General features: G+C 50.9%; 17 protein-coding genes. 6 read left to right on the top strand and 11 right to left on the bottom strand.

Annotation, left to right across the window (positions count from 1 at the left end; all coding sequences use genetic code 11):
* Positions 1–23 precede the first annotated feature (23 nt).
* The 4 genes from E2566_RS10805 to E2566_RS10790 form a co-directional block, all read right to left on the bottom strand.
* Complete coding sequence (locus E2566_RS10805; RefSeq protein WP_107169503.1) at positions 24–1,511, bottom strand: MDR family MFS transporter; 1,488 nt, start codon at positions 1,509–1,511, stop codon at positions 24–26.
* 102 nt (positions 1,512–1,613) lie between these two features.
* Positions 1,614–2,279 (bottom strand): dethiobiotin synthase, encoded by a 666-nt coding sequence (gene bioD, locus E2566_RS10800; RefSeq protein ID WP_107169502.1) that lies wholly within the window; start codon positions 2,277–2,279, stop codon positions 1,614–1,616.
* A 132-nt stretch (positions 2,280–2,411) separates the two neighbouring features.
* Complete coding sequence (gene mlc / locus E2566_RS10795; protein ID WP_107169501.1) at positions 2,412–3,629, bottom strand: sugar metabolism global transcriptional regulator Mlc; 1,218 nt, start codon at positions 3,627–3,629, stop codon at positions 2,412–2,414.
* Between the two features lie 376 nt (positions 3,630–4,005).
* Positions 4,006–4,902 (bottom strand): LysR family transcriptional regulator, encoded by an 897-nt coding sequence (locus tag E2566_RS10790; RefSeq protein WP_107169499.1) that lies wholly within the window; start codon positions 4,900–4,902, stop codon positions 4,006–4,008.
* Positions 4,903–5,016: 114 nt separating this feature from the next.
* On the opposite strand from E2566_RS10790, the gene E2566_RS10785 reads away from it, so the two are divergent.
* On the top strand, positions 5,017–6,285 hold the full coding sequence (locus tag E2566_RS10785; protein WP_107169498.1) for an MFS transporter: 1,269 nt from the start codon (positions 5,017–5,019) through the stop codon (positions 6,283–6,285).
* Between the two features lie 151 nt (positions 6,286–6,436).
* Complete coding sequence (tus, locus tag E2566_RS10780) at positions 6,437–7,372, top strand: DNA replication terminus site-binding protein (RefSeq protein WP_107169497.1); 936 nt, start codon at positions 6,437–6,439, stop codon at positions 7,370–7,372.
* Positions 7,373–7,430: 58 nt separating this feature from the next.
* Here tus and fumC read toward each other — a convergent pair whose 3' ends face one another.
* On the bottom strand, positions 7,431–8,828 hold the full coding sequence (gene fumC, locus E2566_RS10775) for a class II fumarate hydratase (RefSeq protein ID WP_107169496.1): 1,398 nt from the start codon (positions 8,826–8,828) through the stop codon (positions 7,431–7,433).
* Between the two features lie 240 nt (positions 8,829–9,068).
* On the opposite strand from fumC, the gene manA reads away from it, so the two are divergent.
* The 4 genes from manA (at position 9,069) to add (ending at position 14,100) form a co-directional block, all read left to right on the top strand.
* Positions 9,069–10,241 (top strand): mannose-6-phosphate isomerase, encoded by a 1,173-nt coding sequence (manA, locus tag E2566_RS10770; RefSeq protein WP_107169495.1) that lies wholly within the window; start codon positions 9,069–9,071, stop codon positions 10,239–10,241.
* A 95-nt stretch (positions 10,242–10,336) separates the two neighbouring features.
* The gene (locus E2566_RS10765; protein WP_107169494.1) at positions 10,337–11,887 is read left to right on the top strand and encodes a YdgA family protein; all 1,551 of its coding nucleotides are present in this window, start codon (positions 10,337–10,339) and stop codon (positions 11,885–11,887) included.
* 100 nt (positions 11,888–11,987) lie between these two features.
* Entirely contained in the window at positions 11,988–12,965 is a 978-nt protein-coding gene (locus E2566_RS10760; protein ID WP_107169493.1) for an arsenic resistance protein, read from the top strand.
* Between the two features lie 121 nt (positions 12,966–13,086).
* Positions 13,087–14,100 (top strand): adenosine deaminase, encoded by a 1,014-nt coding sequence (gene add, locus E2566_RS10755; protein ID WP_107169492.1) that lies wholly within the window; start codon positions 13,087–13,089, stop codon positions 14,098–14,100.
* 100 nt (positions 14,101–14,200) lie between these two features.
* Here add and E2566_RS10750 read toward each other — a convergent pair whose 3' ends face one another.
* The 6 genes from E2566_RS10750 to araG all read right to left on the bottom strand — a co-directional run bounded on the left by E2566_RS10750 (position 14,201) and on the right by araG (position 20,684).
* Positions 14,201–14,659 carry an SgcJ/EcaC family oxidoreductase gene (locus E2566_RS10750; RefSeq protein WP_107169491.1) on the bottom strand — a complete coding sequence of 153 codons (459 nt, stop codon included), beginning with the start codon at positions 14,657–14,659 and terminating at the stop codon, positions 14,201–14,203.
* A gap of 227 nt (positions 14,660–14,886) precedes the next feature.
* Positions 14,887–15,879, bottom strand: coding sequence for a bile acid:sodium symporter family protein (locus E2566_RS10745; protein ID WP_107169490.1), 993 nt, complete (start codon positions 15,877–15,879; stop codon positions 14,887–14,889).
* A 117-nt stretch (positions 15,880–15,996) separates the two neighbouring features.
* Positions 15,997–17,043 (bottom strand): oxidoreductase, encoded by a 1,047-nt coding sequence (locus E2566_RS10740; RefSeq protein WP_107169489.1) that lies wholly within the window; start codon positions 17,041–17,043, stop codon positions 15,997–15,999.
* Between the two features lie 116 nt (positions 17,044–17,159).
* Positions 17,160–18,092 carry an arabinose operon transcriptional regulator AraC gene (gene araC, locus E2566_RS10735; protein ID WP_107169488.1) on the bottom strand — a complete coding sequence of 311 codons (933 nt, stop codon included), beginning with the start codon at positions 18,090–18,092 and terminating at the stop codon, positions 17,160–17,162.
* 63 nt (positions 18,093–18,155) lie between these two features.
* Entirely contained in the window at positions 18,156–19,142 is a 987-nt protein-coding gene (gene araH / locus E2566_RS10730; protein ID WP_107169487.1) for an L-arabinose ABC transporter permease AraH, read from the bottom strand.
* A gap of 18 nt (positions 19,143–19,160) precedes the next feature.
* Complete coding sequence (araG, locus tag E2566_RS10725; RefSeq protein WP_107169486.1) at positions 19,161–20,684, bottom strand: L-arabinose ABC transporter ATP-binding protein AraG; 1,524 nt, start codon at positions 20,682–20,684, stop codon at positions 19,161–19,163.
* Positions 20,685–20,754: the final 70 nt, after the last annotated feature.

The raw sequence follows: 20,754 nt of genomic DNA, 5'->3' as shown, positions 1-20,754 counted from the left end.
CTTTCGCGCCTTTTCTTTTATCGCTATTTTTTTCCGTTTTCGGTATGTCCCGGCCGCTGATTTGCGGGAATCATTCTGGCAGAAAGCAGCGTAATAGCCGCGATGAGCGCGGAAACGATGAATACGCCATGGATTGACGAAGCAACTTGCGATGCCAGCGTATCGAGCTGGTTTGCACTCAGCAAAACGCGTTTGGCTGGGTCCATGAGCGTTTGGAGCGGATCGCTCACTTCCGGCAATCGCCAATGCAGGTTGATGTTCAACGTGGCGCCAAGAATTGCCGTCCCCAAGGCCGACCCCAGCATACGGGTAAACATGGCGGAGGCCGTCGCAATGCCGCGAATGGAGTAGTCCACCGAGTTTTGTATTGAGACCAGAAACGTGGTGCTACTTAACCCCATTCCCGAACCGATCAAAAATGCCGCGAGCCGGGCCCACATGAGATTGCTATCTGGTTGAACGGTTAGCAGCGTCAGACTGCCGATAATCAGTATGATACCGCCGCACATCGCCGTAAACCGGTATGACGTCCACAGCATTAAGCGCCCACTCAGCGTGCTGGCCAGCGGCCAGCCAATTGACATCATCGCCAGTATGCTGCCCGCCTCTAACGGGGTTCTACCCATGACACCCTGAATAAACGTCGGTAAAAAGGCACTCACGCCCATCATGGCAGCCCCGACAACTAATCCGCCGAGATTGCCAGCGATAATGACCCGATTGCGCCACAGAGCTAACGGGAATAGCGGCTCTGCCGTACGTTTCTCCTGTCGAACCAGTAAGATGCTGCCTACGACGAAGATTGCGAGCAGCGGAATCACCCAATAACCAAACACCTCCGCCTGTAGCAATGCCATCAGCAAGCTGGCGACGGAGACTACTAGATAAAATGCCCCAACCCAGTCCAATTTATGTTGGCGCACTGCATTGATCGTTGGTAGATAGCGAGCCAGCAGGAAGATCGAAAATATCCCGATTGGTACATTGACCCAGAAGACTAGCGCCCAGTTGAAATGTTGTACGATAAATGCTCCCAGCAGCGGGCCGATGATGGCGGAAACACCCCACACGCTGGATAGATAACCTTGAATTTTCGGGCGTTCGGTTGAGCTGTACACATCGGCGACAATGGTGAAAGCAATTGGCGTAATCGCGCCTGCACCCAGTCCTTGCAAGGTTCGGAAGACAATCAGCCAGCCCATCTGCGTGGAGAATCCGCACAGAATCGATCCCAGCAGAAACACAACCATGCCAAAAAAGAAAACCTTTTTACGACCGTATAGATCGGCCAATCGACCATAGATTGGAATACTGATCGACTGTGTCAGCAAATAGCCTGCAAAAACCCAACCTAGTAGAGAAAATCCACCTAAATCCGCGATGATAGTGGGCAACGCTGTGGCGACAATGGTTACCTCAATCGCTGCCGTGAACATAGCCAGCATACAGGCAATTAAAATCCAATGACGATGTGGGACAGGTGTTGGTTTCTGGTTATTCTCTGTTTTCATTATATTTTCAGGATAAGAAGAAAAACTGCCTGTGAGTATAACAGGTGGCATGGCGGAGAAAATTTATTCCCGCAGAGATGCGGGAATAGAAAATGGGGGAAATTAATCGCTGACGGCAGAAAGATCGATATAAGGCGAGAGATCCCGTTGCTCAGCGCGGGGTAAGTAAGGTAATTCGCCCAGTTGCGGTGCCGGGATTTTTTTGCGCAGAACATGAATAATTTCTGCGTAATTCGCCAGACCAGGATTAATGCGGTTAGCAACCCAACCGACCAGCGGTAATCCGTCATTGATGATCGCCTGCGCTGTCAGCAATGCATGGCTGATGCAGCCCAGCTTGATGCCAACAACCAGCACAACGGGTAGTTGTTCCTGTACTACCCATTCGGAGTATGGCCGCAGATCGTTCATGATGGTTCGCCATCCACCCGTGCCTTCAACCACTACGATATCGGCGGTTTCGCTCATATGGCGTAGACCTTGCGTCATCGTGCAGTAATCAATCGCTTCTTCACTGGCGCTGATTTCATCTTCTCGCAGTGCGATGGGGTTAACCATGTTATAGGGTAATTCCAGCGTAGAGGCTGCCTGTAGCAACAGCGCATCTTTATTACGCAAACCCGCTTCGGTCTCTTCGCACCCTTTTGCGATCGGTTTGTAGCCCGCCACCGATTTACCTGCCAGCGCCAGTTTTTGCAATAGCGCCTTGGATACCACCGTTTTGCCAACGGCGGTATCAGTACCAGTGACAAAAATACGTTTCAACATGGGATAACTCCAGACCACCTAAATACAACAAAACAAGCACAGCTAAATGCTTTCCAAGCGTGAAAGTCTAGGCTATGCCTCATTCGGGCGGTTTGCGTTAGCGCAATGTTTTGTTGCTCTACACCTTTATGGTTATCCCTGTAGCAATTTAACCAGCAGCGATCCATTGTAGAGCGCATCTTTTACCAGTGCTGCGCCGGGCATCGTACCTTGATTGTAGAACTGGGTCGCTTCCACCTGGATGTTGTTACTATAGGGTGGGAATGACTGTTGTTGAATACAACCTAAAATGGCGGGATGCAAAATGCTGGCCGCTTTGTTCAAGGGGGAACCAACCAGAATTTTATCGGGATTGAAGAGATTCACCATAATGGCAACAATGCGGCCCACGTTATTACCCACATCATTAATAATGTCTTTGGCTAATTGATCGCCATTTAGCGCCGCATCACACAGGTTCTCAACGCTGAGCGGTGAACCGTGTAAGAGTGAACTCATGGAGGTATTCATGCGTTGCTGCGCCAGTTCCAGCATGTTTGCCGTGCTGGCGACAGTTTCCAGGCAGCCGTGATTGCCGCAATAGCAACGTTTACCATAAGGGTCGACCTGCGTATGCCCTATTTCGACCAAATTTCGGCTTCCCGCGTGCAGAATACGCCCGCCGGTAATCACTCCCGCACCGACGTTATGGTCGATCACCACCTGAATCACATTTTGGCAATCGCGTGATGCGCCGTACAGCGCTTCGGCCATTGTCCAGGCGCAGATATCGTGCTGCAAATACACGGGCAAGCCCGTGCGCTGTTCTAGTGCCGGACCAATTGCCATTTCCTCAACGTCATAAAACGGCATCCGGTGAATAACACCCTTGCTCGCATCAATCATGCCTGGTGCGGTAATCGCGATGGCTGTTAATCGCTCCAGCCGTTTTTGGTGTCGAATAAAAAATTGGTCGATTTCATTCAAAATGCGATCGAGCAGCGGTCGCGGCGCTTCTGTGGGAAGCGGAATCTCTTCCTCCACAACCAGCTTACTGCTGAGATCGCGTAGCGCTAACAATAGAGTATTGTGGCTGATACGTGCTGAAAGATAGTGCCAGGCTTGGGTATCCAAAATCAGGCCGATAGCGGGACGCCCCCTGCTGCCAACATCCTGGTATTCCGTTTCCTGTACCAAATGAGCTTCCAGCAGTTCACGGACGATTTTGGTAATACTGGCGGGCGCGAGCTGAGCGCGTTTGGACAGTTCGATACGTGATATCGGGCCGTACTTATCGATCAGCCGATACACTGCTCCGGCATTCATTTGTTTGATTTGATCGATGTGTCCTGGTTGACCGTCGGCTATCACAAACCTGGCTCCTACGCATTATATACCCGTCATACTTCAAGCTGCATGTGCGTTGACTCCGATACTCGGTCCACTTGCGTGGACCTCGCCCCGTAAGGGCCGCTGCAAGCAGCGTTCAAACCTGCCTCTGGCAGATTTGTCAGTCACCCGAATCACTTACCTGAGTAAGCTCATCGGGATTCCTTCCCTTGCCGCCTTCTACACCCCGAATTATTTAGGGTATATCTGGCACAGCTGTTGAAAAATTTATCTTTATTATCGCAGCATGACTATTTTTCACGCTGCAAAATAAAAAAACTGCGGGTATGGTGGGGCTTTTCACTAAACTCGTCAAATATTTGATTCGTTATGTGATTTAGCACGCATATTTTAACGATTATCCGCCCAGCATCAGCGACATAAGCATGTTAGCTGCCGCACTTTGTGGGTGATGTCGCGCTGTAACCAACCAGACTTCCGTTGTGGCGTCGTCTTCTTCCAACAACAGATATTTCACCCCATCAACCCGAATACGCAAGAATGATGCAGGCAAAATAGATACGCCCAACCCTGCCGATACCAATCCAACAATGGTCATCGCCTCGCCGACTTCTTGCGTGATGTAGGGGCTGATGCCATAGCGTTTCAGCAGCGTTAGCGTATCGTCATACAGTGCAGTTCCGACCGCGCGAGAGAAGAAAACGAACGGCTCATTCGCCAACTGTGTGATGTTTATCGCACGTCCTGCTGCTTGCAGCGCTAACGGATGAGATTCCTGCACCACGGCGATGAGCGGTTCACGCAACAACAGTTGATGATCCAACGCATCAGGCAATGGGTTATTGCGCATAATGCCAATATCGAGCTTACCGTTCAGCAGCGGTTCTATTTGCTGTTTGGTATTAAGCTCCATCATCTGAATATGGACTTCCGGGTGTGTTTGGCGAAAACGCAGCAGGCTACTGGAAATCTTTTTGATAAACGGTGCGGATGACGTAAAACCGATCGTTAATTCTCCAATCTCGCCGCGTTGAATACGGGACGCCCGCTCTGCCGCCTGATCAACCTGGCTGATGATTGACCAGGCTTCTTTCAGAAACATCGTGCCCGCCGGGGTGAGCTGAACATTACGGTTGTTACGCGCTAAAAGTTTTGCTCCCACCTGCTCTTCCAGAATTTGAATCTGTTGACTCAGTGGCGGTTGTGAAATACGTAATCTTTCCGCGGCGCGCCCGAAATGTAGCTCTTCGGCGACTGCAATAAAATAGCGAAGGTGACGTAGTTCGATATTCATATTTTAAAAATATCAATCATGATTACTAATATATTATACAAAATAATATCACTCTTCTATGATCGCTTCATTGTTGTTTTACGCCTGATTTACCTTTTCCGGTAAGGAATCATTGTGAGTAACCTGCCATCTTCGGCACCAAATGATTGGCCTATTTCTACGGTTAACGGTGCGGATGATATTGTCCCGAAACCCTCTGCTAAAACGCCTTATATCACGCGCGGTACACCGCAATTTATGCGTGTCACGCTGGCGCTATTTTCTGCCGGATTAGCCACGTTTGCCTTGCTATATTGTGTACAACCCCTGTTGCCGGTGCTATCTCAGGATTTTGGTATTTCGCCAGCAACCAGCAGCCTGTCGCTTTCTGTTTCAACGGTGATGTTGGCGTTTGGGCTACTGTTCACCGGCCCACTCTCTGACACGCTGGGTCGTAAAAATGTGATGGTCGTGTCGCTGATGCTGGCAGCAATCTGTACCGTGATTTGCGCGTTCATGACCAGTTGGAACGGCGTATTGATTATGCGAGCGATGATCGGCCTGTCGCTAAGTGGCGTCGCCGCCGTCGCGATGAGCTACCTGAGTGAAGAAATTCACCCCAGCGTACTGGCATTCTCGATGGGGTTATATATCAGCGGTAACTCGATCGGCGGGATGAGTGGACGTTTAGTCAGCGGCGTATTAACGGATTATTTCCCGTGGCGGGTTGCCATCGGTACGATCGGCGTACTGGCGCTCATTGCGGCGATAACGTTCTGGCGCATTCTGCCGGAATCACGCCATTTCCGCTCCGGTTCACTGCGTCCAAAAACACTGCTGCTGAATAGCAAACTGCACTGGCGCGATGCGGGCTTGCCGCTGCTGTTCCTTGAGGGATTTTTGCTGATGGGCGCGTTCGTTACCCTGTTTAACTACATCGGGTATCGGCTTTTAGCTTCGCCATACTTGCTCAGCCAGGCTGTGGTTGGTTTACTTTCCGTGGTCTATCTCACTGGAAGTTACAGTTCACCAAAAGCTGGCGCGTTGACTTCCCGCTACGGACGCGGCCCGGTGCTAAGTGTTGCGATCCTTCTGATGCTGACAGGACTGGGAATAACGGCACTGACACCCGTATTCGCTATCTTTGGCGGGATGATGCTCTTTACCGCCGGCTTTTTTGCTGCTCACTCGGTGGCTAGCAGTTGGATTGGCCAACGGGCAAGACGTGCCAAAGGACAGGCTTCATCCATGTATCTTTTTTCTTACTATCTGGGGTCGAGCCTAGCTGGTACGTTGGGGGGATTCTTCTGGCATTCATTTGGATGGATGGGGATTACCGTGTTCCTTGCGACGCTCTTATTCCTCGCACTGGGAGTCAGCCTGATACTAAAACGCCGCTTTTAAACCCTTTTCTTATAGGAGTTTACCTAACTAGGGTAAACTCCTCGTTACATTTTCCCTAATGCCCTGCTTGAAAATAATGATAATCACGATTGCTGAAGTGTGCATTTAACAGTATAAATATAAGTATGTTGTAACTAAATTGAGTTTATCTATGAATCGCTACGCACTAATCGATCGCATGAACCGCTGTTTCCAAACCTTAGAGACAAAACTAGCCGTGATGCAGAAACAATTCTCTGCGTATCGACTGCTGGCAGGCCGCGTCTACACTCTTCCCCATGTGGAAAAAGGAACGGAGCACGATCCTATCGAGCATATCGCCGTCACGCAGTACGTTGGACAAGAGGCTCGTGATAAAGGGCTAGAACATTTTCAGCGTCTGTTCATTCACCACTACCCGGAAACGCTCAGCAGTAAAAGCGCAATACGCTTGCCGGGCGCACTCTGCTTTTCCGTCAACGCTTCGCAGTATCAGCAGGCACAGTTGCTCATTGCGGAAATTAACGCACTGAAAAAAGAGCTGGAGCAGATTATTACCGTCGAGTCGGGGCTAGAGCCGGAACAACGCTTTGAGTTCGTCCACACACATTTGCAAGGATTGATCACGCTTAGCGCTTATCGTTCGCTGACTCTCATAACGAACCCGGCGTCAGTCCGGTTTGGCTGGGCGAATAAGCACGTCATCAAAAATATGACGCGTGTGGAACTGCTGGAGAAACTGACCAAAAGCCTGAACGCAGCAAAGCATGCGGCACCATATACCAAAGCGCAGTGGATTGAGCATGTAGAACAGGAGATGGATGCCGTATTGCCGCTGCCGGAAGAGGCGATATTGAAGATCAAGCGTCCGGTGAAAGTGCAGCCCATCTCGCGTGTGTGGTATCCCGATCAGCAGAAACAAGTACAGCATCCCTGCCCGTCTCCTCTGCTCGTACTTTGTCAGCAGGAATCCGGCGGCGAGGTACCGATCATCGGCGAACTGAATCCTTATGACGCCAACAACATCAAACATAAGCACAAACCGAAAGCAGCCGAACTGCGCTTGCTCATCCCGCGTTTGCATCTGTATACCGATGCACCGGAATAAAAAAAGCCTGCGAATAGACATCGGCAGGCTATGTGATAATACGCTGACTACAGCGGCATTATTTCTTTAGGCTACCGACCATTTCTTCTGGTCGGACCCACTCATCGAACTGCACTTCAGTGAGATAGTTCAGTTTGAGCGCCGCCGCCTTCAGCGTCAGCCCTTCTTTATGCGCTTTTTTGGCAATCTCTGCCGCTTTGTCATAGCCAATATGCGTGTTCAGCGCAGTTACCAGCATCAACGATTCGTTTAACAGTTGGGTGATGCGATCGTGGTTAGGCTCAATCCCCACTGCACAGTGCTCATCGAAGCTCTTCATACCGTCAGCCAGCAGGCGAATCGATTGCAGAAAGTTATGAATCACCATTGGGCGGTATACATTCAGCTCAAAGTTACCAGAAGCTCCACCGATATTCACGGCGACGTCATTGCCCATCACCTGGCAACACAGCATTGTCAGCGCTTCACACTGGGTCGGGTTGACCTTGCCCGGCATGATTGAACTGCCCGGTTCGTTTTCAGGAATACTCAGTTCACCGATGCCACAGCGCGGGCCAGATGCCAGCCAACGCACATCGTTAGCAATCTTCATTAACGATGCTGCCAGCCCCTTCAAGGCACCATGCCCATGAACCAGCGCGTCACAGGTCGCCAGCGCTTCAAATTTATTCGGTGAGGTAACAAATGGCTGGCCAGTGAGTTCCGCCAGTTCCGCTGCTACACGTACCGCATATTCAGGATGCGTGTTTAGTCCGGTTCCTACCGCCGTACCGCCCAGTGCCAGCTCGCAAATATGCGGCACGCTGTTTTCGATGTGCTTCAGGTTATGCTGCAACATCGCTGCCCAGCCGGAGATTTCCTGCCCTAGCGTCAGCGGCGTTGCGTCCTGTAAATGCGTACGACCGATTTTGACAATATCCTTAAACTGCTCAGCCTTCGATGCTAGCGTCGCGTGCAATACTTTCAGTTCAGGAATCAGATGTTCGTTGATCGCAACCACGGCAGCAACATGCATCGCCGTCGGGAACACGTCGTTAGAGCTCTGGCTTTTGTTGACATCATCGTTCGGATGAACCAGCCGATTGTTGCCTCGCTCTCCCCCCAGTAGCTCACTGGCACGATTAGCCAGCACTTCATTCATATTCATATTGCTTTGCGTGCCAGACCCCGTCTGCCAGATCGCTAACGGAAATTCTCCCGCGTGTTTATCCGCTAACACTTCATCCGCTGCCTGAATAATCGCATTCCCTCGATCGGCAGGCAGAAGCGCGAGGTCCATATTGACACGGGCCGCCGCACGCTTGGTTTGCGCCAGCGCATAAATCAGCGCTTGTGGCATTTTCTCTTCAGAAATACGGAAATGCTCCAGTGACCGTTGCGTCTGAGCTCCCCATAAACGTTCAGCAGGAACATCAATTGGCCCCATTGAGTCTTTTTCACTACGCGTCGTGCTCATTACCTTTCCTCCTTAAAACACAGATTCAAATAATAGAAGACATCGAATCACATCGCTGGGCCTATTCTGATAACACTGACTGGCCTATAACACTTATTGTGTCTACTAACACGGTCTGGTATCGCGCTACATAAAACATTACCATGAAGCGAAGAAGATGCAGTGTATTCATAATCATTCAAGTAGTTAACAGCTGGCATCACAAAAATTAACAATTTAATGCAATAGCAGGGAGCCGACATGCAAAAAATGCTCAATAGTGTCCAGCACTACGCCTGGGGCAGCAAGCACGCCTTAAATGAGCTTTATGGCATTGATAACCCTAATGATTTACCGATGGCAGAACTGTGGATGGGCGCCCATCCCAAAAGTAGTTCAGCGATTATTGATGAAAAAGGCAACACTCGCAGCTTACGTGACGTCATTGCCGAAGACGCCATAACTCATCTTGGCGCAGCGGTTACACAGCGTTTTGGTGAATTACCCTTTTTATTTAAAGTGTTATGCGCAGAGCAACCGCTCTCCATTCAGGTTCATCCAAGTAAATCAGCAGCAGAACAAGGCTTTGAGAAAGAGAATGCCGCTGGCATCCCGCTCGATGCGGCTGAAAGAAACTATAAAGATGCCAATCACAAACCAGAATTGGTCTACGCGTTAACGCCTTTTCAGGCGATGAACGGGTTTCGAGAATTATCTGAAATTGTGCATCTACTCGAGCCGATAGCCAGTGCACATCCGTCAATCGTCGCGTTTTTACAACAGCCCGACGCGAAGAACCTCGCCATGCTGTTCACCAATCTACTCAGTATGGAAGGCGAACAAAAGTCACGTGCACTCGGCGTATTGAAAGCCGCGCTAAACAGTCAGAACGGTGAACCTTGGGCGACGATCCGCGCGATTACACACTATTATTCCGATGACAGCGGGTTGTTCTCCCCGCTACTACTAAACGTGATTACGCTTCAGCCTGGCGAAGCCATGTTCCTGTTTGCTCAAACGCCACATGCCTACCTGAAAGGCGTGGCATTAGAAGTCATGGCGAACTCGGATAACGTGCTGCGTGCGGGATTAACGCCGAAATACATTGATATTCCAGAGCTACTGGAAAATGTCGTGTTTGAAGCCAAACCAGCAAACCAATTACTGACGACGCCGCAGCGCCAAGGTAATGAACTCAGCTTCCCTATCCCTGTGGATGATTTTGCTTTTTCACTGCACGAGCTGAGCGAAAATCCACAAACGCTCAGCCAAAACAGTGCTGCTGTTGTATTTTGCGTTGACGGTCATGCCGTCCTGCAAAAAAATGAGCAGCGACTCTCGCTACGCCCAGGAGAATCCTGCTTTATTTCCGCCAGTGAGTCACCGATAACGGTTGAGGGACAAGGGCGTCTCGCTCGCGTATTTAACCGATAACGCGTTCCGTACACTGTTGTTACACGTGTATCGCATGAAAAATTATCTGCGTTTCGCGTTGAAAACGCGCATTTTTTACTAAAGGATGAATAAAGATGAAGAAATCGCTAGTCGCCGTAGGCGTTATTGTTGCTCTGGGCGCCATCTGGACCGGTGCATCCTGGTACACCGGCAAGCAATTGGCTCAGCAGATTGATGGTTTTACCGATACGTTGAATACCCAGATTAAACAAGCCTACCCAAACTCAGGGTTGAAAGTCGTTTATCGTGACTATCAGGGTGGCGTATTCAGCAGCACGCTAGCCTATGTATTACAAAGCGATGGCACAGCAAAAGGCACACAATTCCTTGCGCCTGGTGAAGAACTTGTCTTCAACGAAACGGTCTCTCATGGGCCGTTCCCGTTGGCACAGCTCAAGAAATTCAACCTCGCACCGGCGATGGGCTCTGTCCATACCGAGTTGGCTAACACGCCAGCCGTCAAAGCCTGGTTTGAATTGACTAAAGATAAGCCGTTCTTTACGGCAGAAACCCGCGTCGCCTACAGCGGTGACACACAGTCACTCATTACGCTGGTGCCGATCGACCATCAAACGCCAGAACAGAAATTTTCCTTCAGCGGCGCGGATATCTTGCTGGATATCGGGCATGACCTGCGCAGCAGCAAGATAGATACCACCATCGGTAGCGTGAAGATGGAAAGGAAGAATGCCTGGGGCCAGACAGAAAATGTCGATATCACCGATTTTTCTATCAAGGGAACCAATCAAAAAGGCAAATTCGACCTTGATTTAGGTGATGGCGCCCTATCTCTTAAATCCATGACGTTTACCGTAGAAGGTGGCGAGCCCGTTAAACTCAACAACTTCTCTCTGCAAAGCAGCGCGACAGAAGATGACAAAAATTTGGCAGCCAAAATAGCCATTACGCTGGATTCCTTAATTATCGGTGACCGCAATTTGGGTTCGGGTAACGTGAAAATGTCTATTTCGCAGCTTGATGGCGAAGGCACGAAGCAATTCCTCACTGCCTATCAGGCAAGAGTGCAGAAGCTGTTGCAAGACCCGAGCACGATGGACCCCGATGCTTATCAGCACGACGTTGCCATGTCTGTTCTGCAATATCTGCCACAGCTGTTGAAAGGCAACCCGAGCGTTGAAATCTCTCCAATCAGTTGGAAAAACAGCAAAGGCGAAGGGGCATTCACGCTAGCGCTGGATTTAACCGATCCGTTGCAGAGCGCAGATAAAGCCGCTGACGCGGCGGTATCGGATGAAGAAAAAATCATTCGTCAGTCGGTCAAAAAGCTCGATGCTAAACTCAATGTTCCTCTGGATATGCTGGCAGAGCTAATGATACAAGCAGGGCCAAAACCAACAAACGCTGAAGAGCAAAAGCAGGCGACAGAAATGGCGCAGCAGCAGGCTAAGATGATGGCGGACATCGGCCAAATGAACCAGTTGAGCGTCACCAAGGACAATGCGATTACCAGTTCACTGCACTACGCTGATGGTCAAATTGACTTCAATGGCAACAAAATATCGCTAGCCGATTTCATCGCGCCTTATTTCTCCGTTCCCACGGAAGAAGGTGAAGAGTCTCTGCCCGGTGCACAAGAAGAATCCGTTACGCCACCAGCACAATAATCCAGCGCTCGGTAGCATTACGCGTTAAAACACACGGTGGACGCCCTTTCGTCCACCGTTTTTTTGCCCCACATCTTCTGCTTGATATTGAGATAACGTCATGTCCGCGCTGAAACCTCTTATGGAAACCTATCAGACCGCGATCTACTTTTTTGCTGTAATAGCCGCAGTGGCAGCAGCCATGGTTCTACCAGAAACAGAGCGACTGGATGTCGTGATTAATCCGGCGCTGGCACTGATGCTGTTTGTCACGTTCCTGCAAGTTCCGCTGACTACGATTGGAAAAAGCATCACTCAGATTAGGTTCATTGGCGCACTGCTCGTTGCCAACTTCATCGTAATCCCCTTGCTGGTCGCGGCGCTGCTCCCCTTTCTTCCTACCGAACCGTTGGTCAAACTGGGCATCATATTGGTGTTACTTGCACCGTGTATTGACTACGTGGTGACATTCGCGCATTTGGGGCGTGCCGATGCCGCCCGCCTGTTGGCCGCAACACCCATACTGTTGATACTACAAATGCTGGCGTTGCCCTTTTATTTGACGTTATTCCTTGGCCATGATGCCGCTGAGCTTATCGCTTTCGCGCCCTTTATCGACGCATTTATCTGGTTGATTGCCGTGCCTTTAGCGTTGGCTGCCCTTCTACAATGGCTAGCGCCACGCCAGCATACGATGGCAGTATTTTCGGATGCGTTGGGTTATCTACCTGTTCCCGCTACCGCGCTGGTACTATTTATTGTGGTTGCGGCAGTCATTCCTCAGTTGCGAACCACGTGGGAGGGGGTTTTACTCGCCATACCGTTTTATCTGCTTTTCGCACTGTTAGCACCGTTGCTCGGCTGGTTGACTAGCCGCGCGTTCCGGTTGGATTCTGCTGGAGGGCGGTCCGTGGCGTTTAGTGCCAGCACGCGCAATTCTTTGGTTATTCTACCGCTCGCGTTGGCAATACCGGGCGCGTTACCGCTACTTCCGGCCGTGATCGTCAGCCAAACTTTAGTCGAGCTACTCAGCGAGCTTATTTATATCCGGGCTATCCCCAGGTTGAATGCGCCAGAAACAGAGCAAAAAAACCAATAACAGATTGTTTTTGCTCAATGATTGTCCAGAATGCTTGGATTTTAGCGGTAACAATTAGCTATTTACCACGATTTCTTTTTATACTTTGTCGTATGAAAAACAGTAATCAGACAATAACATTATGATTGATTCACTCCTGCCACTGACGGATATCCACCGCCACTTGGATGGTAATATCCGCGCCCAGAGTATTCTGGAGCTTGGACGTCAGTTCAATATTGCGTTACCTGCCAACGATCTTGAGGCACTTCGCCCTCATGTTCAGATCACTAAAAACGAGCCAGACTTACTGAGTTTTTTACAAAAACTCGACTGGGGTGTCGCCGTTCTCGGTTCACTGGACGCCTGTCGCCGTATCGCCTATGAGAACGTTGAAGATGCGATGAAAGCCGGGCTGGATTACGCCGAGCTGCGCTTCTCTCCCTACTATATGGCGATGAATCATAAGTTACCGATTGCTGGCGTTGTTGAAGCGGTGATCGACGGTATTACCGCCGGGAGTCGTGATTTCGATACCGACATTCGTCTGATTGGCATCATGAGCCGGACATTCGGCACTGAAGCTTGTCAGCAAGAACTGGATGCCCTGTTGTCCCAACGCGATCGTATCGTGGCGCTCGATTTGGCGGGTGATGAACTGGGACACCCTGGTGCGCAGTTTACTTCTCATTTCCAACAAGCTCGCGATGCTGGCTGGCACATCACCGTTCACGCAGGTGAAGCCGCCGGGCCTGAAAGTATTTGGCAGGCGATTAATCATTTGGGCGCAGAGCGCATTGGACATGGCGTTACTGCGATTATCGATCCTCGCCTGATGACACACATGGCCGAACATGGGATTGGCATTGAATCCTGTCTGACATCCAACATCCAAACCAGTACGGTGGAATCACTGGATAAACATCCGTTGATCCACTTCCTGCGTTACGGCATTCCAGCCACTATCAACACAGACGATCCCGCGGTTCAAGGCATTGAGATCCGTCATGAATATGAAGTCGCTGCTCCCCTTGCTGGCCTGACGGAAGTCGAAACCCGTAAAGCGCAGGAGAATGGCCTGAACATTGCGTTTATCAGCGAGCAAGAAAAGCAACAGCTGCGTGAGAAGGTTTTGCGCAAACGTGGAGCGGCCTGATTGCGCCATGTCATAAAATAGGGTCATGTCACCCATGCACGAAAAACGGCTAACAAGTGTTAGCCGTTTGATGCGAATTGTCACAGATGAAGGATATAAATCACCCGTTTGGTGTTGCCGATGAGTGGTGTGAACTGATCAACCACTGCTTCCCATCCCAAATATAGGTATAGGTAAAGCGTGCTTTGGCTACGCTTCCATCACCAAATGTGAAGGTATAGGTTCCGGTGTCAACCGCGTCATTACAGCCGATACGAATCGTGCGGGTGTCAATTTTTCCAACTGGTTTTTTCGCCAGGAAATGCTCGAAATAATCAATACGCTCCGCGTCATTCGTGCGCGGTTTACCTGATAATGTCGGTAACAGTACGGCATCCGGCGCATAGTTTTTATCAACTTTCTTCGCATCACCGGTTTGCAACGACGCATTCCAGCGGTCAAATAACGATGCAATCTGTTTTTGATCGGTTTTCACACAGTCCACATGCTGCGCTGCCTGTACGGATGCGGAAGCCAACGTCCCTAGCATTGCTAAAGTTAACACCGTTTTTTTTAACATATTCCCTCGATCTCAAAGACTCATTATCATCAACTGTGCCCTGCTCTCGACAACGCATGTCGATAAGCCAGCATTGTTATAACGTACCCGATCGAGAAAGTGATACAGTTTTGAAACTATCACTGTAATAGATTATTTAACCTATTTCTAAATAGTTACAGATGACAACGCCCCCGAACCGTGAAAATTCGGGGGCGTTATTTATGTATCAAAGGAACGATAATATCTTACTGATGAGACGTATCTTGTTCCTTGGCTAGCCGTTTGGCATAACGTTGTGCCAGCGCGGCGCAAACCATCAATTGAATTTGATGGAAGATCATTAACGGCAACACCATCGCGCCAACAGCAGCTGCAGGAAACAGTACGTTCGCCATAGGAATCCCATTCGCCAGGCTCTTTTTCGAACCACAGAAAACAATGGTGATTTCATCAGCGGTATTAAAGCCCAACTTGCGCGCAGCCAGCGTATTCACCACCAGCACAATGGCTAGCAGTACCATAGAACAACCTACCACTGCCAACAGCGACCAGCCGTTTATCTGTCCCCAAATGCCCTCAACCACCGCCTCACTAAAGGCAACATACACCACTAAAAGAATCGATGACCGGTCAGTAATATTAATCAGCTTACGGTGGCGTTCGACCCATTTGGCAATCAGCGGACGAGACAAATGTCCAATGACGAAAGGCACCATCAATTGCATGATAATGGAACCAATGGCGTGTAGCGTATCCGTTTCGCCCCCCTGCGTTTGCATCAGTAAACCGACCAGAATCGGCGAGAGGAACACGCCCAAAATGCTGGAGGCAGACGCACTACAGATTGCCGCCGCTACATTCCCCCCGGCCATAGAGGTATACGCTATCGCCGACTGCACCGTCGCCGGTAGCGCGCACAGATAGAGGAAACCAAGGTATAACGTCGGCGTCAGCACAATCGGCGACAGCAGACTCATGCCCATTCCCAGCAGCGGAAATAAAATAAATGTGCTGGCAAACACCACCAAATGCAAACGCCAGTGCCCCATACCGGTAGTAATCGCTTCACGCGAGAGCTTCGCACCGTGCATAAAGAACAGCAGAGCAATTGCCGCCGTTGTCAGGTACTCAAAGAAAACCTTTACGGTGCCTTCAGCAGGAAGGATCGACGCTGTCACCACGACCAAAATCAGAACCAATAAAAACTTATCAATACGTAACCGTTGTAACCACCCCATGCCCGACACCTTTCCCCTAGCCTGTTATCAGCCCAATTAACACCCTAACAATACGGGCGATCCTAAGATCGCCCGTTTAAACAAACTGTTAACTATCTGGAATTAAACGCAGTAAATCTAGCTATTTTTCAGCGTAACGGCTTTTTTCTGCTCATAGGAGAGCAGCCCTAGCTCGATCAGTTCCATCACCTGAATCGCCTGATGTACGCTAACAGGGTTTTCACCTTTACCCAGCAGCGCATCGCGTACTGCCGCGTAGTACGCCGGATAATTACCCGGAATCGTTGCGATAGTTTGCTCTGCCGTGATGCCATCGCGGGACAGCGTCAGCACACCATCACGCTTATCCTGCCCCCAATCGGCTAAAGGCGGACGTTCACCCGCTTTCAGACGGTCTTCCTGTGGATCGAGTCCGTATTTTACAAAGCTGCCGCGCGTGCCATGCACGGTATAACGTGCGGAAGCCGCCGCCACCAGCATACTGGCGTGCAACACCACCCGCCGTTGCGGGTAAATCAGCGTCGCGTGGAAATAATCTGTTGCTTTACTGCCCGGCCTCAGTTGCGCCATATCCACCTGAATCGCCACTGGCAAACCAAACAGTTCCAGCGCTTGATCCAGTAAGTGTGGTCCAAGATCGTACCAGATCCCGCTGCCTTCGCTGCCGTCTTCACGCCAGCGCTGGCGAACTTCAGGCCGGAACCGATCGAAATGCGATTCCATATACACGACATTTCCCAACGTTCCCGCCGACAGTAGCTGCTTCAACGTCAGAAAATCGCTGTCCCAGCGGCGGTTGTGAAATACAGAAAGGACTTTTCCGACGCGTTCGGCAATCGCGCTCAGATCGTAGGCTTGTGACAACGTCACCGTAAACGGTTTATCGACGACGACATGCTTGCCCGCTTCCAGCGCCAGTTTCGCCAGCGGGAAGTGGGTATCATTAGGGGTGGGGATAACAATGAGGTCAATATCGGGATCGTTAAACAACGCCTGCGGGTCGTTCTCAACGCGCAAATTTGCCCAATCCGCATGCACTTTTTCAGCATTGCTGCTGGACACGGCCACCAGCTCCATCCCTGCCGTCCCTGCAATTAACGGCGCGTGGAACGTCTTACTGGCATAACCGTAGCCCAGCAGTCCAACACGAACGGTCTCACTCATGACGATTCCCCTTAGCTTATTTTGACTTTGTGATTTCTCACTCAGTATATACCCGTCCCTCGCCAGATTGCAGATAGGGATCGCCGTCAGGGGAATCTAGCGCGTTTTAATACCCGTTAACCGCTCACGGCATGGGATATCTGCTCTCCCCATGCGACGGGCAACGTTTTGGCTGCGGGATAATTAATTTCGCTGCTGCGGCGGCGAAAATCGCTGGGGCTGACACCGACTCGCTTGCGGAACACGCGTGAGAAATAGAGCTGATCGTCATACCCTACTACGCGGCCAATATTGGCGATGGATTCCTGTGTCGTCTGCAATAACAGCTTGGCGCGAATCACGCGCTGATCTTCACGCCAACGCAAAATATTAATACCGACCTGCTCGCGGAACAGATGTGCCAACCGCGACGGCGACAGACAAACGTGCCGCGCTACTTCGTCAATACGCAGTTCTCCGGCCAGATTACTGGTAATAAACTGGCAGGCTTCAATCACGCGCGGGTCCATAATCTTCTGTGGGCTCTGTGGATCTTCTTCCATCGCTCTGAGCAACAGCCGCTCCAGTAGATTCATCCCCAGCTCTTCCGAGAAACGCCGCCCGGAACGCTGTGTCTGCTCGATATTGGCAAACAGCCTGTCGAACTCCAGTAACAGTTGGTTATTCGGCAAACTCATGCGACCAATCCCGCTACTTTTGGTGTGCCACTCCAGCCAGTCAGCCCAATAGGCACGAGGACGGAAATAGACCCAGCGGTGGTACCAGCAGTCGCTGCTCGGTGAGCGCCCATAAAAATGCGTCGATTTCGGCGGAAACAGCAGCAAATCGCCGGGATTACAGAAAAAGGTTTCATCGCCATCAAAAACCTGGCCCTGTCCTTTCATCGTGAGATTAATAATGTAGCCTTTCATGCCATCAGGACGATCGATAAAGAAGTCGAGCGGCCCTTCAGCCAGAATTGGCGTCAGACCGGCAACGAGGTAAGCGTTGAACGAATATCCTGGCAACAGTGGATTAGGCTGAGATTCATGCGCCATACGGTGATACATCAGGCCTCCGATATACGCTAGTAATGATAAGACGCGGCAGGCTCTTACCTGCCGCACGGGCATTTATACCGTTTTCTTCGCCAACTGTTTGTAGCGGTCGAAGATCACCGCCGCCAGCAGAATCAGGCCACGAACCACATACTGAGAGAACGGCGAGATATTTAGCAGGTTCATCGCGTTCTCGACCGTACCTAAAATCAGCACGCCAGCCACCACGAAGGAAATTTTACCGATCCCGCCTTTTAGCGATACGCCACCCAGCACACACGCAGAAATAACAATCAGCTCATACCCGATGGACGTCATCGGCTGACCGCTGGTCATTCGCGAGGCCAGAATGATCCCCGCCGCCGCCGAGACCAGACCAGACAAGGCGAAAATGATGATCTTAGTGCGCACAACGGGCACCCCAGCCAAACGTGCCGCTTCTTCATTGCCGCCAATCGCCAGCGTATTGCGGCCAAATGTTGTCTTGTTCAGCAGCAGGCCAAATAGAATCATACAGCCGATGGTGATCCAAATTGGCGCAGGCAGGCCCAGCCAGTTGGCGTAGCCCAATTCGAAGAAACGCTCATCTTCAATCCCTACCGCTTTACCATCGGAAATGATGTACGCCAGGCCGCGCGCAATCTGCATCGTCGCCAGCGTCGTGATCAGCGCGTTGATCTTCAAACGGGCAATCACGAAGCCGTTGAGCAAACCAAACGCCACGCCGAGCAGCAACCCGGCACCGACGCCGATCCACAGGCTTTCACTGATATTAATCACCACCGCCGTCGCGACCCCAGCGCAGGCGATAATCGAGGCTACCGACAGATCAAAATCACCCGAAGCCAGACAGAACAGCATCCCGCACGCCACCATACCGGACATGGAAATTGCCAACCCCAGCCCTTTCATGTTGATAAACGAGGCGAAATTCGGCACGAAAATCACGCAGCCAAGAAACAGCACGGCAAACACCACCAGCATGCCGTAGTTATCCCAAATGCGGGACAGTCCCATACCGTTTTTCTTCTTTTCTGAGGTTGCAGACGTAACCGTTGACATTATTTTGCTCCTTCGCGGTCAGGCAACCGCAGATTCGATATCGGGGGTTCGTAACATGGCCAGACTGAGCACCTTCTGCTCCGTGGCATCGGCATGCCGCAGTTCGCCGGAGACGGCACCTTCGCGCATGACGATAATCCGGTCAGCCAGCCCAAGCACTTCGGGTAAATCGCTGGAGGCAAACAGTACCGCAATCCCCTGATTCGCCAGCTCATAGATGACGTGATAAATTTCGTGCTTCGCGCCGACGTCGATGCCGCGCGTGGGCTCATCGAGCAAAATGACTTTCATCTCTTCGGACAACCAGCGGCCAAGAATGGCTTTCTGCTGGTTTCCACCGGAAAGATTCATAATCAGCTGTTCAGCGGACGGCGTTTTGATGTTCAACGCATCAATGCGCTGCGAGGCGTTATCCGCTTCCCACTGGTTATTAATAATAAAACCGGCTTTAAGGCTCTTACGTCTTGCGCTGATATTGATGTTATCGCGCACCGAGTGCACCGGAATGATACCGTCCGCTTTGCGATCCTCGGGACAAAGCATCACACCTTGGCGAATCGCATCGATGGGAGAATTCACCACCAGCGGTTTGCCATCCAACAACACCTGACCGCCGGTGATTTTGGTCGCGCCAAACAGCCCTTTCATCAGTTCGCTGCGACCCGCGCCAACCAGACCAAATAACCCGACAATCTCCCCTTGCTTCACACTCAATGAAATCGTGGATTTCACGCCCGGCGCTTTCACGTCTTTCAACGTCAAACGTTCTTCGCCGTGCGGACGCGCCGCGTAGCCATAGATATCCCCCAGGTTACGCCCTACCATCGCCTGTACCAGCGACTCATGGTTCACCTGCTGCATATCGTCAAACGTGCGCACATAGCGACCATCTTTAAACACGGTAATGGCATCACTCAGCGCAAAAATTTCTTCCATTCGGTGCGAAACGTACAAAATGATCCGGCCTTCACTGCGCAGTTCCGTAATCACCCGGAAGAGTTGCTCAATTTCGCGGGCAGACAGCGAGCTGGTCGGCTCATCAAAAGCGATAATCTTGGCATTACGAGCTAGCGCCTTGGCGATTTCCACCATTTGCCACTGCCCGATCGACAGGTACTTCAGCGGAGTATCAGGATCGATATCCAATCCCAGATGTTGTAACTGGAGCTTGGCTTCATAGCGCAGCAACGAATAGTTCACCATGCCGTATTTATGCGGCAGTTGCCCCAGATAGATGTTCTCGGCAACCGTCATTTCCGGCACCAAATGCAGTTCCTGATAAATGATAGCAACGCCCGCATTCAGGGCATCCATCGTATTACTGAACTGCACAGGCTTGCCCTGAATGCGAATTTCGCCCTCTGACGGTGCATAGTTGCCACTCAGGATTTTTAACAGCGTCGACTTGCCCGCCCCGTTTTCCCCCATCAATGCATGGATCTGGCCGGCATGGCAGGAAAAGCTGATATCCGAAAGCGCCTTAACACCGGGAAATTCTTTACCAATCCCATGAAACGACAAATAGGGTGACTGTGCTGTCATGTCTGTTTCCTCATAACGATGCAGGTAGAGCGCGGATAACCTCGACCCGCATCATGCCGATCGGTGTTAT

Source organism: Pectobacterium punjabense (genome assembly GCF_012427845.1).
In the GTDB taxonomy this organism is placed as follows: Bacteria; Pseudomonadota; Gammaproteobacteria; order Enterobacterales; family Enterobacteriaceae; genus Pectobacterium; species Pectobacterium punjabense.
This window is presented reverse-complemented; position numbering and strand designations above follow the sequence as displayed.

Excerpts from the sequence above, each read along its gene's own strand:
- E2566_RS10805 (WP_107169503.1), bottom strand. The coding sequence starts at position 1,511 with ATGAAAACAGAGAATAACCAGAAACCAACACCTGTCCCACATCGTCAT.
- bioD (WP_107169502.1), bottom strand. The coding sequence starts at position 2,279 with ATGTTGAAACGTATTTTTGTCACTGGTACTGATACCGCCGTTGGCAAA.
- E2566_RS10790 (WP_107169499.1), bottom strand. The coding sequence starts at position 4,902 with ATGAATATCGAACTACGTCACCTTCGCTATTTTATTGCAGTCGCCGAA.
- tus (WP_107169497.1), top strand. The coding sequence starts at position 6,437 with ATGAATCGCTACGCACTAATCGATCGCATGAACCGCTGTTTCCAAACC.
- fumC (WP_107169496.1), bottom strand. The coding sequence starts at position 8,828 with ATGAGCACGACGCGTAGTGAAAAAGACTCAATGGGGCCAATTGATGTT.
- manA (WP_107169495.1), top strand. The coding sequence starts at position 9,069 with ATGCAAAAAATGCTCAATAGTGTCCAGCACTACGCCTGGGGCAGCAAG.
- E2566_RS10765 (WP_107169494.1), top strand. The coding sequence starts at position 10,337 with ATGAAGAAATCGCTAGTCGCCGTAGGCGTTATTGTTGCTCTGGGCGCC.
- E2566_RS10760 (WP_107169493.1), top strand. The coding sequence starts at position 11,988 with ATGTCCGCGCTGAAACCTCTTATGGAAACCTATCAGACCGCGATCTAC.
- add (WP_107169492.1), top strand. The coding sequence starts at position 13,087 with ATGATTGATTCACTCCTGCCACTGACGGATATCCACCGCCACTTGGAT.
- E2566_RS10750 (WP_107169491.1), bottom strand. The coding sequence starts at position 14,659 with ATGTTAAAAAAAACGGTGTTAACTTTAGCAATGCTAGGGACGTTGGCT.
- E2566_RS10745 (WP_107169490.1), bottom strand. The coding sequence starts at position 15,879 with ATGGGGTGGTTACAACGGTTACGTATTGATAAGTTTTTATTGGTTCTG.
- E2566_RS10740 (WP_107169489.1), bottom strand. The coding sequence starts at position 17,043 with ATGAGTGAGACCGTTCGTGTTGGACTGCTGGGCTACGGTTATGCCAGT.
- araC (WP_107169488.1), bottom strand. The coding sequence starts at position 18,092 with ATGTATCACCGTATGGCGCATGAATCTCAGCCTAATCCACTGTTGCCA.
- araH (WP_107169487.1), bottom strand. The coding sequence starts at position 19,142 with ATGTCAACGGTTACGTCTGCAACCTCAGAAAAGAAGAAAAACGGTATG.
- araG (WP_107169486.1), bottom strand. The coding sequence starts at position 20,684 with ATGACAGCACAGTCACCCTATTTGTCGTTTCATGGGATTGGTAAAGAA.